Genomic DNA, 18,266 nt, shown 5'->3' with positions numbered 1-18,266 from the left:
GATACTTCCGCACTGTGTAACTAATCCACACCAACGGGTGAGGTCGACCGGCTTTTCAGCGGGTTGCCCCGCCCCTTTTGTTGTGAAGTGACCACCCTCATCCCGAGGAGGCCGCTGTGCCCCACAAAGCACGGAACCGCAGTGAATCCATGTCTGGCGGGACGGATCCACTGTCGTCGCAGGCCCGCCGGGTTGAGGAGGCGCAGTGACTCATGTGTACGCCGAGGACCCGTACCACCGCGACGTCGTCGCGGCCCGGCACGCGCTCTCCGAGGGGCTGAACGCCCTGCGCGGGTCGTCGATCGTGAACGCGCTGCGCGGCGACAGCCCGAAGCAGGCCGGCAGCCGCCGCCCGCCGAACAGCCCGCCCACCGTGGCGACGCCGAACACCGGCAACGGCAACAGGTTCGGCCGCCCCGGCGCCAACCGCCCCCCGGCCCAGTCCACCGGCCAGCACTCGAACACCGGCGAGAGCGACACCGTCACCGGTGACCACACCGTGGTCCTGCCGACGCAGAGCACCACCGGACCGCCGACCGAGACGGCCCCGCCGAAGCACCCGGCCCGGCCCGACCGCGGCGATCCGGCGGCCGAGGTGTGGGCGCTGGTCGAACGCGCCCAGGCCGGCGAGGCGGAGGCCTTCGGGCTGATCTACGACCGGTACGTGGACACCGTCTTCCGGTTCGTCTACTTCCGGGTCGGCAACCGCCAACTCGCCGAGGACCTCACCTCGGACACGTTCCTGCGCGCCCTCAAACGCATCGGCAGCTTCACCTGGCAGGGCCGTGACCTCGGCGCCTGGCTGGTCACCATCGCCCGGAACCTGGTCGCCGACCATTTCAAGTCCGGCCGCTACCGTCTCGAGGTCACCACCGGGGACGTGCTCGACGCCGACCGCGAGGACCGGGGCCCGGAGGGCAGCCCGGAGTCCGCCGTCGTCGACCACATCACCAACGTCGCCCTGCTCACCGCGGTCAAGCAGCTCAACCCGGAGCAGCAGGAGTGCATCGTGCTCCGGTTCCTGCAGGGCTTCTCGGTCGCCGAGACCGCGCAGACCATGGGCAAGAACGAGGGCGCCATCAAGGCCCTCCAGTACCGGGCGGTCCGGGCATTGAACAGGCTTCTGCCGGACGGGTTCCAATCTTGATCCAGCGTTCTCAGATGTCGATCTCCGATACCCGATGGCACCGCCTCGCACCCGTAACCGGGGCCGCGTGTCGCGCGTTTGTCCGGATGCGACCCGGGGCCGTGACCCACGGCCCGGTCGCCGACGCCGGCCCGCAGGCCGGCGAGACAGTCACGAGCGAGGGGAGGTGCCCACGGTGAGATTCGCGTTCCCGAACTCCCGGAGTGCCGAGCACTTCGCGGAACTGATCGACGACGCCGGCGGCGCCCGTCACCACCACAGCCGTGGCCAGGCCGACGAGGAGCTCCACCGGCTGGTCGCCATCGGCAACCGGCTCTCCGCGGCCCGGCCCGGCGCACCGGTCGACTCCGAGTTCCGCGTCGGCCTGCGCGCCATGCTGGTCGCCACGGCCGAGCGGGACGGCATCGGCCGGACCGCCGTCGAGACCGATCCGGAACCGATCGTGGAGACCGGCAACGTTCGGCGGATCGGCCGCCGCATACGGGCCCGCGGGGCGATCGTGATCGGCGTGGCCGCCGGCGCGATGGCCGTCTCCGGGATCTCCGCGGCCAGCGAGAGCGCCTCACCGGGCGACGCCCTGTACAGCGTGAAGCGGCAGACCGAACGGGCTCAGCTGGCGATCGCCGGCTCCGATGTGACCCGGGGCGAGCTGTCCCTGGACTTCGCCCGGACCCGGCTGACCGAGGCGATCGCCATGCGCGGTGACGAACCCGAGTTCGCGCTGGTGCTGGACGACATGGACGCCGACACCCGCAAGGGCGTGCGACTGCTGACCACATCGGCCGTGTCGCAGAAGGACACCACGCCGCTGACCACGCTGGACGGTTTCGCCACCGGGCAGCGGCGGACCTTCACCCCCGCGCTGGAGAAGCTCTCCCCGGCCAACCGGGAGCGTGCGTCGGTCTCCCTGGGCCTGCTGGAGGACGTCGCCGACCGCGCCGACGACCTGCGCGCCGGCCTCGCCTGCGACAAGGTGGACCCGTCCGGGTCCGACGCGCTCGGCCCGAAGCTGCACGGCTGCGGGGACACCGGCGACAGCGGAGCGGGTGTCACGTCGCAGCAGCAGAACGGCACCGGCAAGACGACCGGCAAGCAGCCGGGTCAGACCGCCACGTCCAAGCCCGGCAAGAGCAGCGCCGCCGACCCGGGAACCACCGGGCAGGTGACCGTTCCGGGCACCGGCAAGGCGAGCCAGCCGGGTGCGGAGCCGACCGGCACGGCCGGGATCACGCCGACGCCGACCACGACCACCGGTCCGGCGGGCACCGCGGACGAGAAGGCCGACGGGGTGCTGGGCGGCCTGCTCGGCGACCTCTTCTAGAACGACGCGACTGGCGAGGGGCGGTGCCGGAGTTCAACACTCCGGGGCCGCCCCTCAACCGTCACTATAGGACGGACCGGACGGATCACTCCAGGAACTTGGCACTCGCCGAGGTCACGGCCCGAACGGGTCCGGCCGCTTCTCCAGCAGCTCGTGCAGCGTGGCCTGGATCGTCTCCCGGACCTGATCGGCGAGGTTGTAGACGACGAGCGGATCGTCCGCGTACTCCCGCAGGTGGGCGGTCGGGATCGGCGGGCAGAACTGGATCAGCCACTTGCTCGGCAGCGGCACCAGCCCCAGCGGGCCCAGCAGCGGGAAGGTCGGGGTGACCGGGAAGTACGGCACGCCGAGCAGCCGGGCCAGCGGCTTCAGATCGGCCAGGATCGGATAGATCTCCTCGGCGCCGACGATCGCCACCGGGACGATCGGGGTACCGGTGCGCAGCGCCGCCGACACGAACCCGCCCCGGCCGAAGCGCTGCAGCTTGTAGCGTTCGGAGAACTTCTTCCCGATGCCCTTGAAGCCCTCCGGGAAGACGCCGACCAGCTGGCTGGAGTTCATCAGGCGCTCGGCGTCCGGGTTGCAGGCCACCGTGGCGCCGGCCGCACGGGCCAGCTCGCTCATCACCGGCATCCGGAAGACCAGGTCGGCGCCGAGCAGCCGGAGGTGCCGCTGACGGGGGTGCTTGTCGCGCAGCGCGACGGTCAGCATCAGCGCGTCCAGCGCGATCGTGCCGGAGTGGTTGCCCACCACGAGGCCGCCGCCGTCCAGCGGGACGTTCTCGATACCGAGCACCTCGGTCCGGAACCAGTCCCGGTACAGGATCTTCAGCATCGGGTGGAAGAGCGCCTCGGCCAGCTCGGGGTCGAACCCGAACTCGTCCACCTCGTACGATCCGGCCAGTCGGCGGCGCAGGAACGCCAGACCGCGGGCCACCCGCTGGTCCCAGACGTCCAGCCCGTCCGCCACGGCGACGGCGGGCGCCGTCTCGGGGCTCTCCGGGATCGGGCGGCGGCCGTTCACCCGGCGCACCGGCGGCGGCTCGGGCAACCGGAACTCGGTGTGCCCGGGAAACATGTCCCGGTATTCGTCCTGGCTCATGCCGTCGTCTCCGCCGCGCTCCGGCGCCGCGATGAGTTCTCGCTCATGTGCGGTCGCTCCCCGCGGGCGTGGGCTCGCCGGCGGCCCGGACCCGGCGGATGCCGTCCAGGATCGCGTTCTCAGCGGCGGCCAGCCGGTCCGCGGTGAGCGTCGACCCGGCCGCGTGCGCCTGGATGAACTCCTCGAACGCGGCCACGGTCGTGCGCGGGGTGAAGCCGAACTCATTGATCAGCCGGGTGGTGTCCACCACTCGACCGTGCACGAAGAGGTCGATCTGGTCCAGCCCGATCTGCTCGACACCGAGGTTGCGCAGCAGGGCCGCGCCGGTGGAGAGCGCCGGCTCGGGCACCGGCAGGGAGATCCGGCCGGCCCGGCGGACGGCCTGGCTGAGCATCAGCACGCCGGAACCGGCGACGTTGAAGGTGCCGGGGTGGTCCTCGGTCACCGAGCGGTGCAGGATCTCCAGCGCGTCGTCGACGTGGACGAACTGGAGCCGGGCGTCGCGGCCGAGCACGGTGGGCACCACCGGCTGGGCGAAGTAGCGGGTCAGCGACGTCTCGGCGGACTCGCTGATCATCGGGGCGAACCGCAGGACGGTCGCCGCGACCTCGGGGCGGCGCCGGCGGAAACCGCGGACATACCCCTCGATGTCCAGGATGTCGCGGGCGAACGCGCCACGCGGAACCGCGCGCGGCTCGGTGTCCTCGGTGAACACGGCCGGGTCGCGGAAGGAGGCGCCGTACGCCGCGGTGGAGGAGCGCACCACCAGCTTGCGCAGCCGCGGCGCGCCCTGGGCGGCGGCCAGCACCTGCATGGTGCCGATGACGTTGTGTTCCTTCATCGCGGCACGGCCGCCGTGCTGCGCGTCGGGCACGCTGGTCACAGCCAGATGCACGACCGCTTCGGCGCCGAGGTCGGCGATGGCCTCGGTGGCCGCGCGCGCGTCGGCCCGGATCCGCTCCACGCCGTCGAGCAGGCCGAGAAGGCCCGCCGGCGGGTCATGCGGATCCAGACCGACGACACGGTCGATCTTCGGATCTGCGGCGAGGCGAGCGGCCACCCGAGCGCCGAGATAACGGCTGACTCCGGTGACCACGACGACGCTGGGCGGTGAGGTCACCAAGGGTGCACCTTTCGATGCGCGGCCTCGAACAGGAGGCAAGTGCCGCCGAAAGCCGGGCCGACGGCCCGGCCCGCGGTCACTTGCCGAGACGGCGACGCTGGACGCGGGTCTTGCGCAGCAGCTTGCGGTGCTTCTTCTTCGCCATACGCTTGCGGCGCTTCTTGACCACGGAGCCCATACGAAAAGCCTCTCGAAACACTGATGAATGGAACCGGGAGTGCCCGGGGGCACGGCCGGAAGCCGGACTGGCGGGCACCCGGAGCGGTAACACCGATTCGGGAACCAACCGGTCCAGCGTACCGGCACGCCCCGGCCGGGCCAACACGGCCCCGGGTCGTCAGGCGCTTTGCGAGAAGGCGCCGCGGAGATACTCGTGAACCGCATGCTCGGGCACCCGGAACGAGCGGCCGACCCGTACCGCGGTGAGGTCACCGCCGTGCACGAGCCGATAGACGGTCATCTTGGAAACGCGCATGAGCGCGGCCACCTCGGCCACCGTCAGGAACCGCACTTCGGCGAGCCGTTCCTCGGTTTGGGCTGGACCCGTCATCTCGTCGCACCGATCCTTTCCCAGGCACGATCCGCCGCGGCCGGAGGCTCCCGGACGCCGCGGGGACGACGTGCGTGTCATCAGAACGGTATCGATACGGCTGTGACCAACGCGATACGTTCCGTGAAATGCCCAGAAAAAGTCAAGCCTGACACGCCGGATGTATGGCGGTATCGCCCCGTTGATGCCGGTTACTTGCGCGATGCCACGGCACGGGCCACGAAACCCACGTTCGCCGGGCGCTCGGCCAGGCGGCGCATCAGGTAGCCGTACCACTGATCGCCGTAGGGCAGGTAGATCCGCACCGTGTTGCCGCCCGCGGCCAGACGGCCCTGCTCCTCGGAGCGGACCCCGTAGAGCAGCTGGAACTCGAACTCCCCGGTGGACCGGTCGAACCAGCGGGCCCGGTCCTCGGCGATCGCGATCAGCCGCGGGTCGTGAGTGGCCACCATCGGGTAGCCCTCCCCGGACATCAGGATGTTGAGGCAGCGGACGAACGACTTGTCCACGTCCAGCGCCGACTGGAAGGCCACCGACTCGGGCTCGGCGTAGGCGCCCTTGCACAGCCGGACCCGCGACCCGGCGGTGGCCAGTTCCCGGCAGTCCCCCTCGGTACGCCGCAGGTACGCCTGGAGCACCGCCCCGGTCGACGGGAAGTCGCGCCGCAGCTCCAGCAGCGTCTCCAGGGTCGCGTCGGTGGTGCTGTGGTCCTCGGCGTCCAGCGTCACCGTGGTGCCCGCCTCGGCCGCCGCGGCACAGATGGCGCGCGCGTGCTCGTACGCCAGCTTCTCGTCGATCCGCTGGCCGAGCGCCGACAGTTTCACGCTGACCTCGACGGCGGGCGTCAGCCCGGCGCCGTGCAGGCCGGACAGCATCGCGAGGTACTCGTCGCGGGCGGCCACCGCCTGTTCCACCGTCCGGGTGTCATCGCCGAGATGATCGAGGCTCACGGTGAGGCCGTCGTCGACCAGTTCCCGGCTGACCCGCAGGACGTCGTCGGCGCCACCGCCGGCGACGAAACGCTGCACGATGCCCTTGCTGACAGGGACGGACTCGACCAGCCGCTCGAGCCGGGCGGACCCGGCCGCGGCGAGAAACAGGGAACGGAGCATGGGCCGAGCGTAACCTCCGAGCCCGTCGCGGATGCCGCGGTGCGCCGCCGATCAGCACCGATCGGACCCGATGGGGGCAGCACATGTGTGCTGCATCGCCCCCGGTGCCGCTACCGTTGTCGGGTGAACTTCGATGCGTACGCCCGGACGGCGATCGACCTCGTCAACGCCGGTCTGGACGACCTCGCCGGGTTGCGTGCCCTGTTCTCCGGCGATCAGGCCTACATGCGCGATCAGGTCGCGGAGAAGGACCTCGTCGCGTTCCGCCGTGCCCAGCGCCGGCTGCGCGAGGTCTTCGAACACGGCACCGCCGGTCACGACAACGACGCGGTGCGGGAGCTGAACAGCCTCCTCGAGGCGTACCCGGTGCAGCCACGCATCTCCGGTCACGACGCCAGCGACTGGCACATGCACGTGACCAGCCGCGGCTCCTCGGTCAGCGCCGAGTACCTGGCCGGCGCCGTGTGGGGCCTCTCCGTCTGGCTCTGCGAGTTCGGCAGCGCCCGCTTCGGGATCTGCGCCGACGACCGCTGCGGCAACGTCTATCTGGACACGTCGTCGAACAACTGCCGCCGGTTCTGCTCGGAGCGCTGCGCCACCCGCTCGCACGTGGCCGCGCACCGGGCCCGCAAGCGGGCCGCGAACGCCACCCTCACGCCTGCCTGACAGCGGGACTGGTCTCCAGGTGGCGCCGGGCGAAGGCCAGCGCCTCGCGCAGGTCGGCCTCGCGGGCCGGGCGGCTCGCCGCCTTGCGGGTGTTGATCTCCAGCGCCACCGATCCGGTGAAACCGCGGCCGGCCAGCGAGCGCAGCAGCTCGGCGCACGGCTGGTTGCCGCGGCCCGGCACGAGGTGCTCGTCGCGGCCCTCGCCGGTGCCGTCGCCGAGGTGGACGTGACGCAGGCCGGCGCCCATCCGGTCGGCCATCTCCAGCGCGTCGACGCGGGACGCGGCGCAGTGCGACAGGTCCAGCGTGTAGGCGTTGAAGCCGGTCTCGGTCGGATCCCAACCCGGGTTGTACGGCACCACCCAGCGGCCGGCCATCTTGACCGGGAACATGTTCTCCACCGCGAAGGTGAGATCCGGATGGCGGCCGCGGACCTTGGTGAGCCCCTCGGCGAAGTTGCGCGCGTAGTCGCCCTGCCAGCGGAACGGCGGGTGCACCACCACGGTCGGCGCGCCGAGCGTCTCGGCGAGCTGGGCGGCCCGGGTCAGCCGCTCCCACGGATCGGAACTCCACACCCGCTGGGTGACCAGCAGGCAGGGCGCGTGGACCGAGAGGACCGGCACGCCGTAGTGATCGGCCAGGCCCTTGAGGGCGCCGGCGTCCTGACTGACGGCGTCGGTCCACACCATGACCTCGAGACCGTCGTAGCCGACCGTGGCCGCCATCTCGAACGCCGCCGCCGTCGGCTCGGGGAAGACCGAGGAGCTGGAGAGAAGCACGGGTACGCGGGAAGTCACGCTCTCCAGCGTAGCGGCGCGCAACAGGCTCGGATATATCCGCTCTAAACGGTCATGATCCACCGGTGCGCGTACCCTGAGCCGGATGAGCCGCACGCCGCCCACCCGGGAAGTACCCCTCGACTTCCCTCGGGAATGGATCGAATTCCTCGACCCCGCCGACGAACAGCATCTGGTCCGGGCCGACCTGACCTGGCTGCTCTCCCGGTGGACCTGCGTCTTCGGCTCCGCCTGCCGGGGCATCCTGCCCGGCCGCGCCGAGGACGGCTGCTGCTCGCACGGCGCGTTCTTCACCGACGCCGACGACGAGAACCGGGTGAAGGCGGCGGCCGCGAAACTCACCCCGCAGACCTGGCAGCACCACCGGCGCGGGTTCAAGAATTACACCGAGGTGGACACGGTCGACGGGACGAAGCCCGCCCGGCGTACGGCGACGCGGTCCGCGGACGGCCCCTGTGTCTTCCTCAACGAGGCGGATTTCCCCGGCGGTGGCGGCTGCGCACTGCACGCCCAGGCTCTGCGGGACGGGGTGCACCCGCTCGCCTACAAGCCGGACGTCTGCTGGCAACTGCCGGTCCGCCGGGAGCAGGACTGGATCACCCGCCCGGACGGGACGAAGTTGCTCCAGTCCACTTTGACCGAGTTCGACCGCCGCGGCTGGGGGCCGGGCGGCCACGACCTCGCCTGGTGGTGCACGTCGTCCTCGGAGGCCCACGTCGGGACCGAGCCGATGTACCTCACCTACGCCCCGGAGCTGACCGAGCTGATCGGCGCCGCCGCCTACGAGAAACTGGCCACCATCTGCGCGGCCCGGATCAAGAGCGGCCTGATCGCGGTGCACCCGGCCACGGCCGAGGCGGCCGCTCCCCAGCGGCGAGGCGGGCGTGAGCCGGCCTCGCCGCCTTTTCCAGGGGGGTCGGGTGGCCGCTCACGGACGGCCTCCCGATGACTCCATTGTCACGGGGCATGTTGTCATCACGCAAGGGTGAAATCAGGGCTCGAACTTGTAGCCCAGACCTCGCACGGTGACGATGTAACGCGGCGCGGACGGCTCCGGCTCCACCTTGGAACGCAGCCGCTTCACGTGCACGTCCAGCGTCTTGGTGTCGCCCACGTAGTCGGCGCCCCAGACCCGGTCGATCAGCTGGCCCCGGGTGAGCACCCGGCCGGCGTTGCGCAGCAGCAGCTCGAGCAGCTCGAACTCCTTCAGCGGCAGCTGGACGCCGGTGCCGTCGACGGTCACCACATGCCGTTCGACGTCCATCCGGACCGGGCCGGCGGCGAGTGTCGGGGTGCTCACCTCGGCGGCCTCGGCCCCCTGGCGGCGCAGCACCGCACGGATGCGGGCGACCAGCTCCCGCGGAGAATACGGCTTGGTGACGTAGTCGTCCGCACCGATCTCCAGACCGACCACCTTGTCGATCTCGCTGTCCCGGGCGGTGACCATGATGATCGGAACCGCCGAGCGCTGCCGCAGTTGGCGGCAGACCTCGGTGCCGGACATCTCCGGCAACATGAGGTCGAGGAGCACGATGTCGGCACCGGTCCGGTCGAACTGCGTGAGCGCGGAGGTTCCGGTCGCGGCGACCGAGACCTCGAAACCCTCCTTACGCAGCATGTACGACAGGGCGTCGGAGAACGACTCCTCGTCCTCGACCACGAGCACGCGGGCCAATGAAGTTTCCTTCCGTCGTCGGCGGCCGGGTCAACGCCCGGCCACACCGGACTCGATCTCAATCGCCGTCGGTGACGACGAGGGGGACTCGGGGGGTCGCGCGGGTAGGCGCAAGGTGAACGTAGAGCCGTCGCCGAGTGAACTGGTCACGTCGACCCGGCCCCCGTGGTTGGTGGCGATGTGCTTGACGATGGCCAGGCCCAGGCCGGTTCCGCCGGTGGACCGGGATCGGGCCTGGTCGGCGCGGTAGAACCGCTCGAAGACCCGCTCCACGTCCTGCGGGGCGATGCCGATGCCCTGATCCGCGACGTCGATCTCCAGCCAGTCGTCACTGTGACGCAGGGTGAGTGAGACCTTGGTGTCCTCGCCCGAGTACGCGATCGCGTTCTCCACCAGGTTGGTGACCGCGGTGGCGATCTGGCTGTCGTTGCCGTACGCCATGACGCCCTTGGGGCCGTCGTAGGTGATCTCGATGCCCTTGGCCGAGGACGTGGTCCGGGTCCGGTCGATCACCTCGGCGATCACCCAGTCCAGCGAGACCGGCTCGGGGTCGGGCAGCGGCTCGGCGCCCTGCAACCGGGTCAGTTCGAGCAGCTCGTTCACCAGACGGCCCATCCGGGCGGACTCGTGGTGGATGCGCTCGGCGAACCGGCGCGCCGCCAGCAGGTCCTCGGACTGGGCCTCCGGCGCCGACTCGGGCATCTGGGTGGCGTCGAGCAGCGCCTCGGCCAGGAGCTGCAGGGCCCCGATGGGCGTCTTGAGCTCGTGGCTGACGTTGGCCACGAAGTCACGGCGGACCCGGGCGAGACGGTGCGCCTCGGTCACGTCGGCGGCCTCGACCGCGACGTGCGTCGAGTTCAGCGCGACGGCCCGCAGGTGCAGGCCGAGCGGTGCGTGCCCGCCTCCGGCACGACCCCGCGGAAGATCGAGTTCAACCTCCCGGCGTACGCCCGTGCGGCGCACCTGGCCGGCCAGCGTACGCAGGATCGGGTGAGCCGCGATGGTCCCGGGCGCCCCGCCGGACCGCAACAGCCCCATGGCCCGCGCCGCGGGGTTGACCAGGACCGGATGGTCCTCCGCGTCGAGCACCACGACCCCGACCCGCAGCGAGTCGAGACTCTTGCGGCCGAGCCCCTTGAGGACGTGCTTGCCCGCCGGGCGATCGTCGTCCGGTTCGATGTCGGCTCTCCCCTCCGGTGCGCCGGGCCGGGCCGATCCACCCGACCGGCGCAACCGGGCGAGAGTCAGTCCCGCTCCCACACCGACGGCGAGCGCGGCGGACACCAGGCCGACGGCGTATTCCCACTCCACGCTGCGATCGTAGGGTCATTGTTCATCTCAGCCACAGGGCCATTACGGCAAATCGGGCGCGCGTCGAACAATGTTCACCATCAGGCCCGGCGTCGTTCATCGGTGTTCATGTTGAGGCCGTCCCGTGGACCTAGCGTGAGCACGGCACACGGGGTGTCACCCAGCGAAAGAGGACTTGAGAAATGCGCGAGGAGTACCAGGCCGATCTCGTCGAGGTGAGCCGTCTGCTGGTGACGATGGCCGAGTCGGTCCGCGCCGCACTGCGCAAGGCGACCACCGCCCTGCTGACCGCCGACCTGAGCGCCGCCGAAGCGGTGATCAACCGGGACCGTGAGGTCGACGCCATCTACGAGCAGGTCGAGCTGAAGGTGGCGGACACCATCGCCCGGCAGGCGCCGGTCGCGTCCGACCTGCGGCGGGTCATCACCGCTCTGCACATCGGCGCCGACCTGGAGCGGATGGGCGATCTGGCCGAGCACGTGGCGAAGACGGCCGCGCGGCGGCACCCGTCGCCCGCGGTCCCGGCCGAGCTGCGCCCGACCTTCAAGAGCATGGCGCAGGTCGCCGACGAGATGGCCGAGAAGATCACCGCATTGATCGGCAAGCCGAATGCCGAGGGCGCGGCCCAGCTCGAGAAGGACGACGACGCGATCGACGACCTCGAGCGCGAGCTGTTCAAGATCATGCTGGCCGACGACTGGCCCTACGGCGCCGAGACCGCGATCGACGGCGCCCTGCTGGGCCGCTTCTACGAGCGCTACGCCGACCACGCCGTCAACATCGGCGAACACCTCATCTACCTGGTCACCGGCGAGACGGTGACCAGCGAGGGCTGAGATCGGTCCCGGGCGCGAGCCCGGAGATGCGAGGGCCGGGGCACCACAGGGGTGTCCCGGCCCTCGTCATTACTTCTTGCCCTGGTTGGCGACCGCCTCGGCGGCCTCCTTCGCGGCGACCGGGTCGAGGTAGGTGCCGCCCTTGGTGACCGGGCGGAGGTTCTCGTCCAGGTCGTAGCGCAGCGGGATGCCGGTCGGGATGTTGAGCTTGGCGATCGCCTCGTCGGAGATGTCGTCCAGGTGCTTGACGATGGCGCGCAGCGAGTTGCCGTGCGCCGCGACGAGCACGGTCTTACCGGCGCGCAGGTCCGGGACGATGGCGTCGTACCAGTACGGCAGGGCCCGCTCCAGCACGTCCTTCAGGCACTCCGCCTTCGGCAGGATCTCGGGCGCGAGGTCCGCATACCGGGCGTCGCCGGCCTGGGAGAACTCGGAGTCGTCCTCGATCGGGGGCGGCGGCACGTCGTACGACCGGCGCCAGAGCATGAACTGCTCCTCGCCGTACGTCTCGAGGGTCTGCTTCTTGTCCTTGCCCTGCAGTGCGCCGTAGTGACGCTCGTTGAGCCGCCAGTGACGCTTGACCGGGATCCAGTGCCGGTCGGTGATGTGCAGGGCGATCTCGCTGGTCCGGATGGCGCGACGCAGAAGGCTGGTGTGCACCACGTCGGGCAGCACCCCCTGCTCCTTGAGAAGCTCGCCGCCGCGCTGTGCCTCGGCCTCCCCCTTGGCGTCGAGGTCCACGTCGACCCAGCCGGTGAAGAGGTTCTTGGCGTTCCACTCGCTGTTGCCGTGTCGCAGCAGCACCAGGGTTCCAGTCATGAACACATCTTCCCCCGTGGCCGCGGCGCGCGTACCGGCCACCCGGCACGTGTCCGCCACCACACCGAAACTCGGTTGCGCCGGCCCGCCAGATGTAAGGGAATAAATGATGATCACAGCTTACTGAGGAGACTCTGTGCACGGTTGGTTGCGAGAGGCCGCGGGCGGGCTGCCGCGGCAGTTCTGGTTCCTGTGGACGGGAACCCTGATCAACCGGCTCGGCTCCTTCGTGGTGCTGTTCCTGAGCATCTACCTGACCGGCGAGCGCGGCTTCAGTCAGAGCCAGGCCGGCCTGGTCCTCGGCCTGTACGGAGTGGGCGGCGCGATCGGCACGATGACCGGCGGCGTGCTGGCCGACCGCTGGGGACGCCGGCCCACCATGCTGACCGCCCAGTTCGGCGCGTCCGCCCTGATGCTGGCGCTCGGGTTCGCCCACTCGTACCCGCAGATCCTGGCGACGGCGTTCGCCCTGGGCCTGTTCGCCGAGGGTGTGCGCCCGGCGTTCAGCGCCATGATGGTCGACATCGTCCCGGAGGCGGACCGGGTCCGCGCCTTCTCCCTGAACTACTGGGCGATCAACCTGGGCTTCGCGCTCGCCGCGATCTGCGCCGGGCTGGCCGCCCAGGCCGACTACCTGCTGCTCTTCGTGGTGGACTCGGCCACCACCCTGCTCACCGCCCTGATCAGCCTGATCCTGCTGGCCGAGACCCGGCCGGCCCGGACCGGGCCGCGCACGCGGACGGCGGCGCCCTCCGGCGGGCTCGGCACGGTCCTGCGGGACCGGACCTTCCTGATCTTCGTGAGCCTCAACTTCTGCGTCGTGCTGGTGATGTTCCAGCACCAGTCGACGCTGCCGATCACGATGCTCGCCGACGGGCTGTCCGCGGCCACGTACGGGCTGGTCGTCGCGGTGAACGGGGTGCTCATCGTGGTCGGCCAGCTCTTCGTCCCACGGCTGATCGACGGCCGGGACAGCGCCCGGGTGCTGGCCGTCGGCACGCTGGTGATCGGCGCCGGGTTCGGTCTCGTCGGCCTGGCCGGGTCGGCGGTCACCTACGCGCTGACCGTGGTGGTCTGGACGCTGGGCGAGATGATCCAGTCTCCGAGCAACGCGGCCACCATCGCGGCGCTCTCCCCGGCCGAGCTGCGTGGCCGCTACCAGGGGCTGAACTCGCTCTCCTGGCAGGCCGGCCTGGCGCTGGCCCCGATCGCCGGCGGCCTGATCCTGCAGAAGGCGGGCGGCACGGCGCTGTGGGGCGGATGTTTCGTTCTCTGCGCGCTCGTGGCGGTGGGCCAGTGGCTGGCCGCTCCGGCGCGGGCCCGGCGGGCGGCGTGGTTGCGGGAGCAGCGGTCGGCAGACGCGATCAGCATGTCGTGAATCCGGGCGGGCCGCGGGAATCGGGGAATTCACAGCGCCATTCGCTGGAACATGTGTGAAGAAAAAGTCATCTGCCGGAAACAAAGCGCCGGCGGCGGCGGACGACACCCATCCCCATAGGCGCCGCCCGCACTAACCGCCGGTCTCGGGTCGCGCCGTCCCCCAACGGCTCATGCCACCCGTCCCCAAACGCCGACCCGCGGCGATCATTGCTGATCGACCCGTTCCCCGAACTGACGGTTCGGCGTCCATCGACCACGCTAGTTGGGGCAGTCAAGCTCGACAACCCGATTTCGTGTCGACCTTTGTTCCGACCGTCACATTCACCAACAACCAGCCGATCGGATGATCCGCCAATCACTCGTACGGGTTCGCACGCCGGAAGAATTCACGACCTATACCCTTCCCCGCAGTGGCGTGCGGCGTGCCATCCGTACGAATCGATCGCGATTCCCGCCGGGGTGACCACATTGGACTGCCGATGATCGGAAAGGTCAGTCGGCGCGTTCCACCAGGTGCTGGAACGCGCGCAGGTTGGCCGTCGATTCGCCACGTTTGACCCGCCAGTCCCATTCGCGACGGATCGACGAGCTGAAGCCGATCTCCAGCATCGTGTCGAAGGACTCGTCGGCGTAGGTCAGCACCGAACCGAGCAGGCGGTCCAGTTCGTCCTCGTCGAGGCCCTTGAGCGAGACCCGGCCGGTCAGGTAGACGTCGCCGGCCGTGTCGATGGAGAAGGCGACGCCGTACATCCGGGCGTTGCGGCGCAGCAGCCAGGCCCAGAGCTCCTCGTGACACTCGTCCGGGCGGCGCATCACGAACGCCTCGATCCGCAGCGAGTGCTGGCCGACGATCAGGTTGCAGGCGGTCTTCAGCTTGTGGGTGCCGGGCAGGCTGACCACGTACGAGCCCTCCCCGGTGGGCTCCCAGTCCAGCTCGCGGTCGGTCAGCACCCGCTCGATCAGCTCGGTCACCATGCGCAGGACGCCCCCTCGAGTCGCGCTCTGATCAACGCCCGATGCTCGCTCACCGCGTCACGGTAGACCCGCAACAGCGTCTCGGCGGTGCGATCCCAGGAGAACTGGGCCGCGTGCGCGACCGCGCCGGCGGCCAGCCGGTGCCGGAAGCCGGGCGCGCCGAGCAGCCGGTCCAGGACCTTGGCCCAGTCCGCCGGATCGTGCCCGTCGACCAGCACCCCGCTGATCCCGTCCCGGACCGCGGTGACCAGGCCGCCGACCGCGGCCGCGACCACCGGGGTGCCGCAGGCCTGCGCCTCCAGGGCGACCAGTCCGAACGACTCGTTGTAGGACGGCACCGCGACCAGATCGGCGGCCCGGTAGAGGGCGGCCAGGTCGGCGCCGGTCTGCGGGGGCAGGAACACCACCGAGTCGGCGACACCGAGGGAGGCGGCCAGCTCGATCAGGGCGGTGGGCCGGTCCAGGCCGCTGCCGCTGGGGCCGCCGCAGATCACCAGGGTCACGTCCCGGGAGCCGGCGGCGCGCATCTCGGCGAGCGCGGCGATCAGCACGTCGGGCGCCTTCAGCGGCTGGATCCGGCCGACGAAGGCGACGATCCGGCCGTCCTCCGGCAGGCCGAAGCGGGCGCGGTCCCTCGTACCGGGGCGGAACCGGCGCAGATCGACGCCGGGCTGCACCACGCTCACCCGGGCCGGATCGGCGTCGTAGTGGGCGATCAGGTCCCGGGACTCGAAGTCGGTGTTCGCCACCAGCCGGTCCGACTCGGCGATGACCTGCTCCTCGCCGATCACCCGGGCCTTCGGCTCGGGCCGGTCGCCGGCCGCGATGAACCTGTTCTTGACCTTGGCGAGGGTGTGCGCGGTGTGCACGTGCGGCACCCCCCAGCGCTCCCGGGCCAGCCAGCCGACCTGCCCGGAGAGCCAGTAGTGGGAGTGGACCAGGTCGTAGTGGCCGGGCGGGTGCGCCGCCTCGGCCCGCAGCACGCCGTGCGTGAAGGCGCAGAGCTGCGAGGGCAGCTCCTCCTTCGACAGCCCCTCGAACGGGCCGGCGGTGATGTGGCGCACGTGCACGCCGGGCGACATCTCGACCACCGGTGGCAGGTCCCTGGCGGTGGCCCGGGTGAAGATCTCCACCTCCACGCCCCGCTCGGCGAGCCGCTTCGCGATCTCGACGATGTAGACGTTCATGCCGCCCGCGTCCCCGGTGCCCGGTTGCTCCAGGGGCGAGGTGTGCACGGAAAGGGTGGCGATCCGGTGGAGGGCGGGCAGTCCGCCGACGCCTCGAGGCTGGGCCACGCTGACTCCCATCCGTTACGGATACGTAAAACTTGTCGCGCCAACGTTCATCTTCCCCATCCCGGGTCGGCGAACCACCACGCAGACGACGCGGGGTGATCCAGGTCATGGAGCGCGCGGCCCGATCCGGGTCATGGACAAGAATCAGGACATGCAGAACATCGCAGTGGTCACCGGCGCTTCGAGCGGAATCGGTGCGGCGACCGCCCGCCGGCTGGCCGACGAGGGGTATCACGTCGTCGTGGCGGCCCGCCGCGCGGACCGGCTGGACGCGCTGGTCAAGGAGATCGGCCCGAACGCCACCGCCGTCGAGTGCGACGTCACCTCGGACGATGCGGTGGCCGCGCTGGCCGAGGCGGTGGCCGCGCTCGGCGCCCCGGTCACGCTGCTGGTGAACAACGCCGGCGGGGCCCGCGGCGTGGACCCGGTCGCCACCGGGTCCGTCGACGACTGGCAGTGGATGTACGACGTGAACGTCCTCGGCACGCTGCGGGTCACCAAGGCGCTGCTCCCGGCGCTCGAGGCGAGCGGCCGCGGCACGATCGTGACGGTCGGCTCCACCGCGGCCTTCACCCCGTACGAGGGCGGTGGCGGTTACGTGGCGGCCAAGCACGCCGAGACCGCCCTGGTCGGCACGCTCCGGCTGGAGCTGTGCGGCAAGCCGGTCCGGGTGATCGAGATCGACCCGGGCATGGTGCGCACCGACGAGTTCGCGCTCAACCGCTTCGGCGGCGACCAGGACCGCGCCGACTCGGTCTACGCCGGGGTGCGCGAGCCACTGGTCGCCGACGACATCGCCGACTGCGTCGCCTGGGCCGCCACCCGCCCGCAGCACGTCAACGTCGACCGCCTCGTGGTCCGGCCGGTCGCCCAGGCCGCCCAGCACAAGGTGCACCGGGAGCCGTAGTGCCCAAACCGGTCGGCGCGATCACCCGGGGGACCACCAATCCCAACCGGCTTCGCCGTGTCGACAACTTCATCGCGTACCGCTGTGGTGGGCTTTTGAAGGAAGCGGCGAAGCCGCTCGTCGTGGACCTGGGCTACGGCGCGTCGCCGGTGACCGCGGTGGAGTTGCGGGGCCGGCTGGCGGTCGCGGTCCGTGCGGACGTCACGGTGGTCGGTCTGGAGATCGATCCGGTACGGGTGAGCGACGCGCAGCCGTTCGCGGACCCGCCGTGGCTCGCCTTCCACCGCGGCGGGTTCGAGCTGGCCGGGCTCGCGCCGGTGGTGGTGCGCGCGTTCAACGTGCTGCGCCAGTACGCCGAGGACGAGGTGGCCGCCGCCTGGCGGACGATGACCGCCACCGGCGCGCTGCTGGTCGAGGGCACCTGCGACGAGCTGGGCCGGATCGCCACGTGGACGGTCGTCGAGGAGGGCGCACCCCGGACGCTGACCCTCTCGGCCCGGCTGCCGGTGCTGGAACACCCGGCGGTCTTCGCGGAACGGCTGCCGAAGGCCCTGATCCACCACAACGTCCCCGGTCATCCGGTGCACGAGTTGCTGCGCGCGCTGAGCCGGGCCTGGGAGACCGAGGCCACCCCGTTCGGGCCGCGGCAGCGCTGGCTGGCCACGGTCCGCCGGATGCGGGGCGAGGGCTGGCCGGTGCTCGACGGGCCGGCCCGCTGGCGGCTCGGCGAACTCACGCTGCCCTGGCCCCTCTAGTCCTTCCGCAGCGCCTCGCGGACCGCCTCGAGCAGGGGGTCGGCGGTGAACGGCTTCTTCACCAGCACGTCGCCCTCGTCGATCTCCCCCTTGCCGACCGCGATGTCCTTGGGCAGCCCGGAGACGAACACCACGCCGATGCCGGGGCGCAGGTCGCGGATGGTCTTGGCCAGCTCCCCGCCGGACACGCCGGGCAGGGTGAGGTCGGTGATCAGCACGTCGATCTCGCTGGGGTGCTCCCGGCAGATCGCGATGGCCTCGTCCGGATCACCGGCCGCCAGTGTCGCGTAGGAGCCACGCCGTTCCAGCATGCGCTGCATGATGTCGCGCAGATCCTCCTCGTCGTCGACGACCAGCACTGTCGGCTGCTCGGCGACCGGCGCCTCGGGCATCGGATCCTCCTCGGGCTGGGGTCGCTCCCAACGCTAATCGCCCCGGGGCCCGGTGTCTGGGAAAACGAACGCCGCGCGACGCACCGGAGGCGTCGCGCGGCGTTC

19 protein-coding genes and 1 pseudogene are annotated in these 18,266 nt (G+C 70.9%); 8 read left to right on the top strand and 12 right to left on the bottom strand.

All coding sequences use genetic code 11. The features are described from left to right. Window positions 1-205 precede the first annotated feature (205 nt). Both J5X75_RS24505 and J5X75_RS24500 read left to right on the top strand, forming a co-directional pair. A complete protein-coding gene (locus J5X75_RS24505) occupies window positions 206-1,147 on the top strand; it encodes an ECF subfamily RNA polymerase sigma factor, BldN family (protein ID WP_208469831.1) in 942 nt (313 codons plus the stop codon). Window positions 1,148-1,313: 166 nt separating this feature from the next. Beyond that, window positions 1,314-2,168, top strand: a pseudogene (locus tag J5X75_RS24500) (DUF5667 domain-containing protein); the annotation flags it as partial. 414 nt (window positions 2,169-2,582) lie between these two features. On the opposite strand, the gene J5X75_RS24495 reads toward J5X75_RS24500, so the two are convergent. The 5 genes from J5X75_RS24495 to J5X75_RS24475 form a co-directional block, all read right to left on the bottom strand. Continuing rightward, the gene (locus tag J5X75_RS24495) at window positions 2,583-3,569 is read right to left on the bottom strand and encodes a lysophospholipid acyltransferase family protein (RefSeq protein WP_208469829.1); all 987 of its coding nucleotides are present in this window, start codon (window positions 3,567-3,569) and stop codon (window positions 2,583-2,585) included. 43 nt (window positions 3,570-3,612) lie between these two features. Next, window positions 3,613-4,692, bottom strand: coding sequence for an NAD-dependent epimerase/dehydratase family protein (locus J5X75_RS24490; protein WP_208469828.1), 1,080 nt, complete (start codon window positions 4,690-4,692; stop codon window positions 3,613-3,615). 76 nt (window positions 4,693-4,768) lie between these two features. Further along, the gene (locus tag J5X75_RS24485) at window positions 4,769-4,870 is read right to left on the bottom strand and encodes a 30S ribosomal protein bS22 (protein WP_007465623.1); all 102 of its coding nucleotides are present in this window, start codon (window positions 4,868-4,870) and stop codon (window positions 4,769-4,771) included. A gap of 159 nt (window positions 4,871-5,029) precedes the next feature. Further along, entirely contained in the window at window positions 5,030-5,242 is a 213-nt protein-coding gene (locus J5X75_RS24480) for a helix-turn-helix domain-containing protein (protein ID WP_183222523.1), read from the bottom strand. A gap of 191 nt (window positions 5,243-5,433) precedes the next feature. Further along, complete coding sequence (locus J5X75_RS24475) at window positions 5,434-6,354, bottom strand: proline dehydrogenase family protein (protein ID WP_208469827.1); 921 nt, start codon at window positions 6,352-6,354, stop codon at window positions 5,434-5,436. Window positions 6,355-6,477: 123 nt separating this feature from the next. On the opposite strand from J5X75_RS24475, the gene J5X75_RS24470 reads away from it, so the two are divergent. Further along, window positions 6,478-7,020 carry a CGNR zinc finger domain-containing protein gene (locus J5X75_RS24470; RefSeq protein WP_208469826.1) on the top strand — a complete coding sequence of 181 codons (543 nt, stop codon included), beginning with the start codon at window positions 6,478-6,480 and terminating at the stop codon, window positions 7,018-7,020. On the opposite strand, the gene J5X75_RS24465 is transcribed toward J5X75_RS24470, so the two are convergent. Then, entirely contained in the window at window positions 7,007-7,816 is an 810-nt protein-coding gene (locus J5X75_RS24465; protein WP_208469825.1) for a sugar phosphate isomerase/epimerase family protein, read from the bottom strand. The two genes, J5X75_RS24470 and J5X75_RS24465, sit on opposite strands and share 14 nt — an antisense overlap. An 85-nt stretch (window positions 7,817-7,901) precedes the next feature. Between J5X75_RS24465 and J5X75_RS24460 the strand changes: the two genes are divergently transcribed. Beyond that, a complete protein-coding gene (locus J5X75_RS24460; protein WP_208469824.1) occupies window positions 7,902-8,765 on the top strand; it encodes a DUF3109 family protein in 864 nt (287 codons plus the stop codon). Window positions 8,766-8,807: 42 nt separating this feature from the next. Here J5X75_RS24460 and J5X75_RS24455 read toward each other — a convergent pair whose 3' ends face one another. Together J5X75_RS24455 and J5X75_RS24450 are read right to left on the bottom strand one after the other, a co-directional pair. Continuing rightward, window positions 8,808-9,491: a response regulator gene (locus tag J5X75_RS24455; RefSeq protein WP_208469823.1), complete on the bottom strand. Its 684-nt coding sequence runs from the start codon at window positions 9,489-9,491 to the stop codon at window positions 8,808-8,810. 30 nt (window positions 9,492-9,521) lie between these two features. After that, entirely contained in the window at window positions 9,522-10,802 is a 1,281-nt protein-coding gene (locus tag J5X75_RS24450; RefSeq protein WP_208469822.1) for a sensor histidine kinase, read from the bottom strand. Window positions 10,803-10,984: 182 nt separating this feature from the next. Between J5X75_RS24450 and phoU the strand changes: the two genes are divergently transcribed. Then, window positions 10,985-11,638 carry a phosphate signaling complex protein PhoU gene (gene phoU, locus J5X75_RS24445; protein WP_208469821.1) on the top strand — a complete coding sequence of 218 codons (654 nt, stop codon included), beginning with the start codon at window positions 10,985-10,987 and terminating at the stop codon, window positions 11,636-11,638. 69 nt (window positions 11,639-11,707) lie between these two features. Here the strand turns inward: phoU and J5X75_RS24440 are convergent, their stop codons facing one another. After that, the gene (locus J5X75_RS24440; RefSeq protein WP_208469820.1) at window positions 11,708-12,457 is read right to left on the bottom strand and encodes a phosphoglyceromutase; all 750 of its coding nucleotides are present in this window, start codon (window positions 12,455-12,457) and stop codon (window positions 11,708-11,710) included. Between the two features lie 136 nt (window positions 12,458-12,593). On the opposite strand from J5X75_RS24440, the gene J5X75_RS24435 reads away from it, so the two are divergent. Further along, window positions 12,594-13,835 carry an MDR family MFS transporter gene (locus tag J5X75_RS24435; protein ID WP_208469819.1) on the top strand — a complete coding sequence of 414 codons (1,242 nt, stop codon included), beginning with the start codon at window positions 12,594-12,596 and terminating at the stop codon, window positions 13,833-13,835. 494 nt (window positions 13,836-14,329) lie between these two features. Here J5X75_RS24435 and J5X75_RS24430 read toward each other — a convergent pair whose 3' ends face one another. Both J5X75_RS24430 and mshA read right to left on the bottom strand, forming a co-directional pair. Then, window positions 14,330-14,812 carry a type III secretion system chaperone family protein gene (locus J5X75_RS24430; RefSeq protein ID WP_208469818.1) on the bottom strand — a complete coding sequence of 161 codons (483 nt, stop codon included), beginning with the start codon at window positions 14,810-14,812 and terminating at the stop codon, window positions 14,330-14,332. Further along, window positions 14,806-16,119 carry a D-inositol-3-phosphate glycosyltransferase gene (gene mshA / locus J5X75_RS24425; RefSeq protein WP_208469817.1) on the bottom strand — a complete coding sequence of 438 codons (1,314 nt, stop codon included), beginning with the start codon at window positions 16,117-16,119 and terminating at the stop codon, window positions 14,806-14,808. The genes J5X75_RS24430 and mshA overlap by 7 nt, the downstream gene beginning before the upstream one ends. A 139-nt stretch (window positions 16,120-16,258) precedes the next feature. Here mshA and J5X75_RS24420 point away from each other — a divergent pair, with 139 nt between their 5' ends. Further along, window positions 16,259-17,014 (top strand): SDR family oxidoreductase, encoded by a 756-nt coding sequence (locus tag J5X75_RS24420; RefSeq protein WP_208469816.1) that lies wholly within the window; start codon window positions 16,259-16,261, stop codon window positions 17,012-17,014. Continuing rightward, window positions 17,014-17,769, top strand: coding sequence for a class I SAM-dependent methyltransferase (locus J5X75_RS24415; protein ID WP_208469815.1), 756 nt, complete (start codon window positions 17,014-17,016; stop codon window positions 17,767-17,769). The genes J5X75_RS24420 and J5X75_RS24415 overlap by 1 nt, the downstream gene beginning before the upstream one ends. Here the strand turns inward: J5X75_RS24415 and J5X75_RS24410 are convergent. Beyond that, a complete protein-coding gene (locus J5X75_RS24410) occupies window positions 17,766-18,161 on the bottom strand; it encodes a response regulator (protein WP_208469814.1) in 396 nt (131 codons plus the stop codon). The two genes, J5X75_RS24415 and J5X75_RS24410, sit on opposite strands and share 4 nt — an antisense overlap. Window positions 18,162-18,266 lie beyond the last annotated feature (105 nt).

It is taken from the genome of Actinoplanes flavus, assembly GCF_017592555.1.
GTDB lineage: Bacteria > Actinomycetota > Actinomycetes > Mycobacteriales > Micromonosporaceae > Actinoplanes > Actinoplanes flavus.
This window is presented reverse-complemented; position numbering and strand designations above follow the sequence as displayed.

Bases quoted from the DNA above. Each gene is read 5' to 3' on its own strand.
- J5X75_RS24495 (WP_208469829.1), bottom strand. From the start codon at position 3,569: ATGAGCCAGGACGAATACCGGGACATGTTTCCCGGGCACACCGAGTTC.
- J5X75_RS24485 (WP_007465623.1), bottom strand. From the start codon at position 4,870: ATGGGCTCCGTGGTCAAGAAGCGCCGCAAGCGTATGGCGAAGAAGAAG.
- J5X75_RS24480 (WP_183222523.1), bottom strand. From the start codon at position 5,242: ATGACGGGTCCAGCCCAAACCGAGGAACGGCTCGCCGAAGTGCGGTTC.
- J5X75_RS24475 (WP_208469827.1), bottom strand. From the start codon at position 6,354: ATGCTCCGTTCCCTGTTTCTCGCCGCGGCCGGGTCCGCCCGGCTCGAG.
- J5X75_RS24460 (WP_208469824.1), top strand. From the start codon at position 7,902: ATGAGCCGCACGCCGCCCACCCGGGAAGTACCCCTCGACTTCCCTCGG.
- phoU (WP_208469821.1), top strand. From the start codon at position 10,985: ATGCGCGAGGAGTACCAGGCCGATCTCGTCGAGGTGAGCCGTCTGCTG.
- J5X75_RS24440 (WP_208469820.1), bottom strand. From the start codon at position 12,457: ATGACTGGAACCCTGGTGCTGCTGCGACACGGCAACAGCGAGTGGAAC.
- J5X75_RS24430 (WP_208469818.1), bottom strand. From the start codon at position 14,812: ATGGTGACCGAGCTGATCGAGCGGGTGCTGACCGACCGCGAGCTGGAC.
- mshA (WP_208469817.1), bottom strand. From the start codon at position 16,119: ATGGGAGTCAGCGTGGCCCAGCCTCGAGGCGTCGGCGGACTGCCCGCC.
- J5X75_RS24420 (WP_208469816.1), top strand. From the start codon at position 16,259: ATGCAGAACATCGCAGTGGTCACCGGCGCTTCGAGCGGAATCGGTGCG.
- J5X75_RS24410 (WP_208469814.1), bottom strand. From the start codon at position 18,161: ATGCCCGAGGCGCCGGTCGCCGAGCAGCCGACAGTGCTGGTCGTCGAC.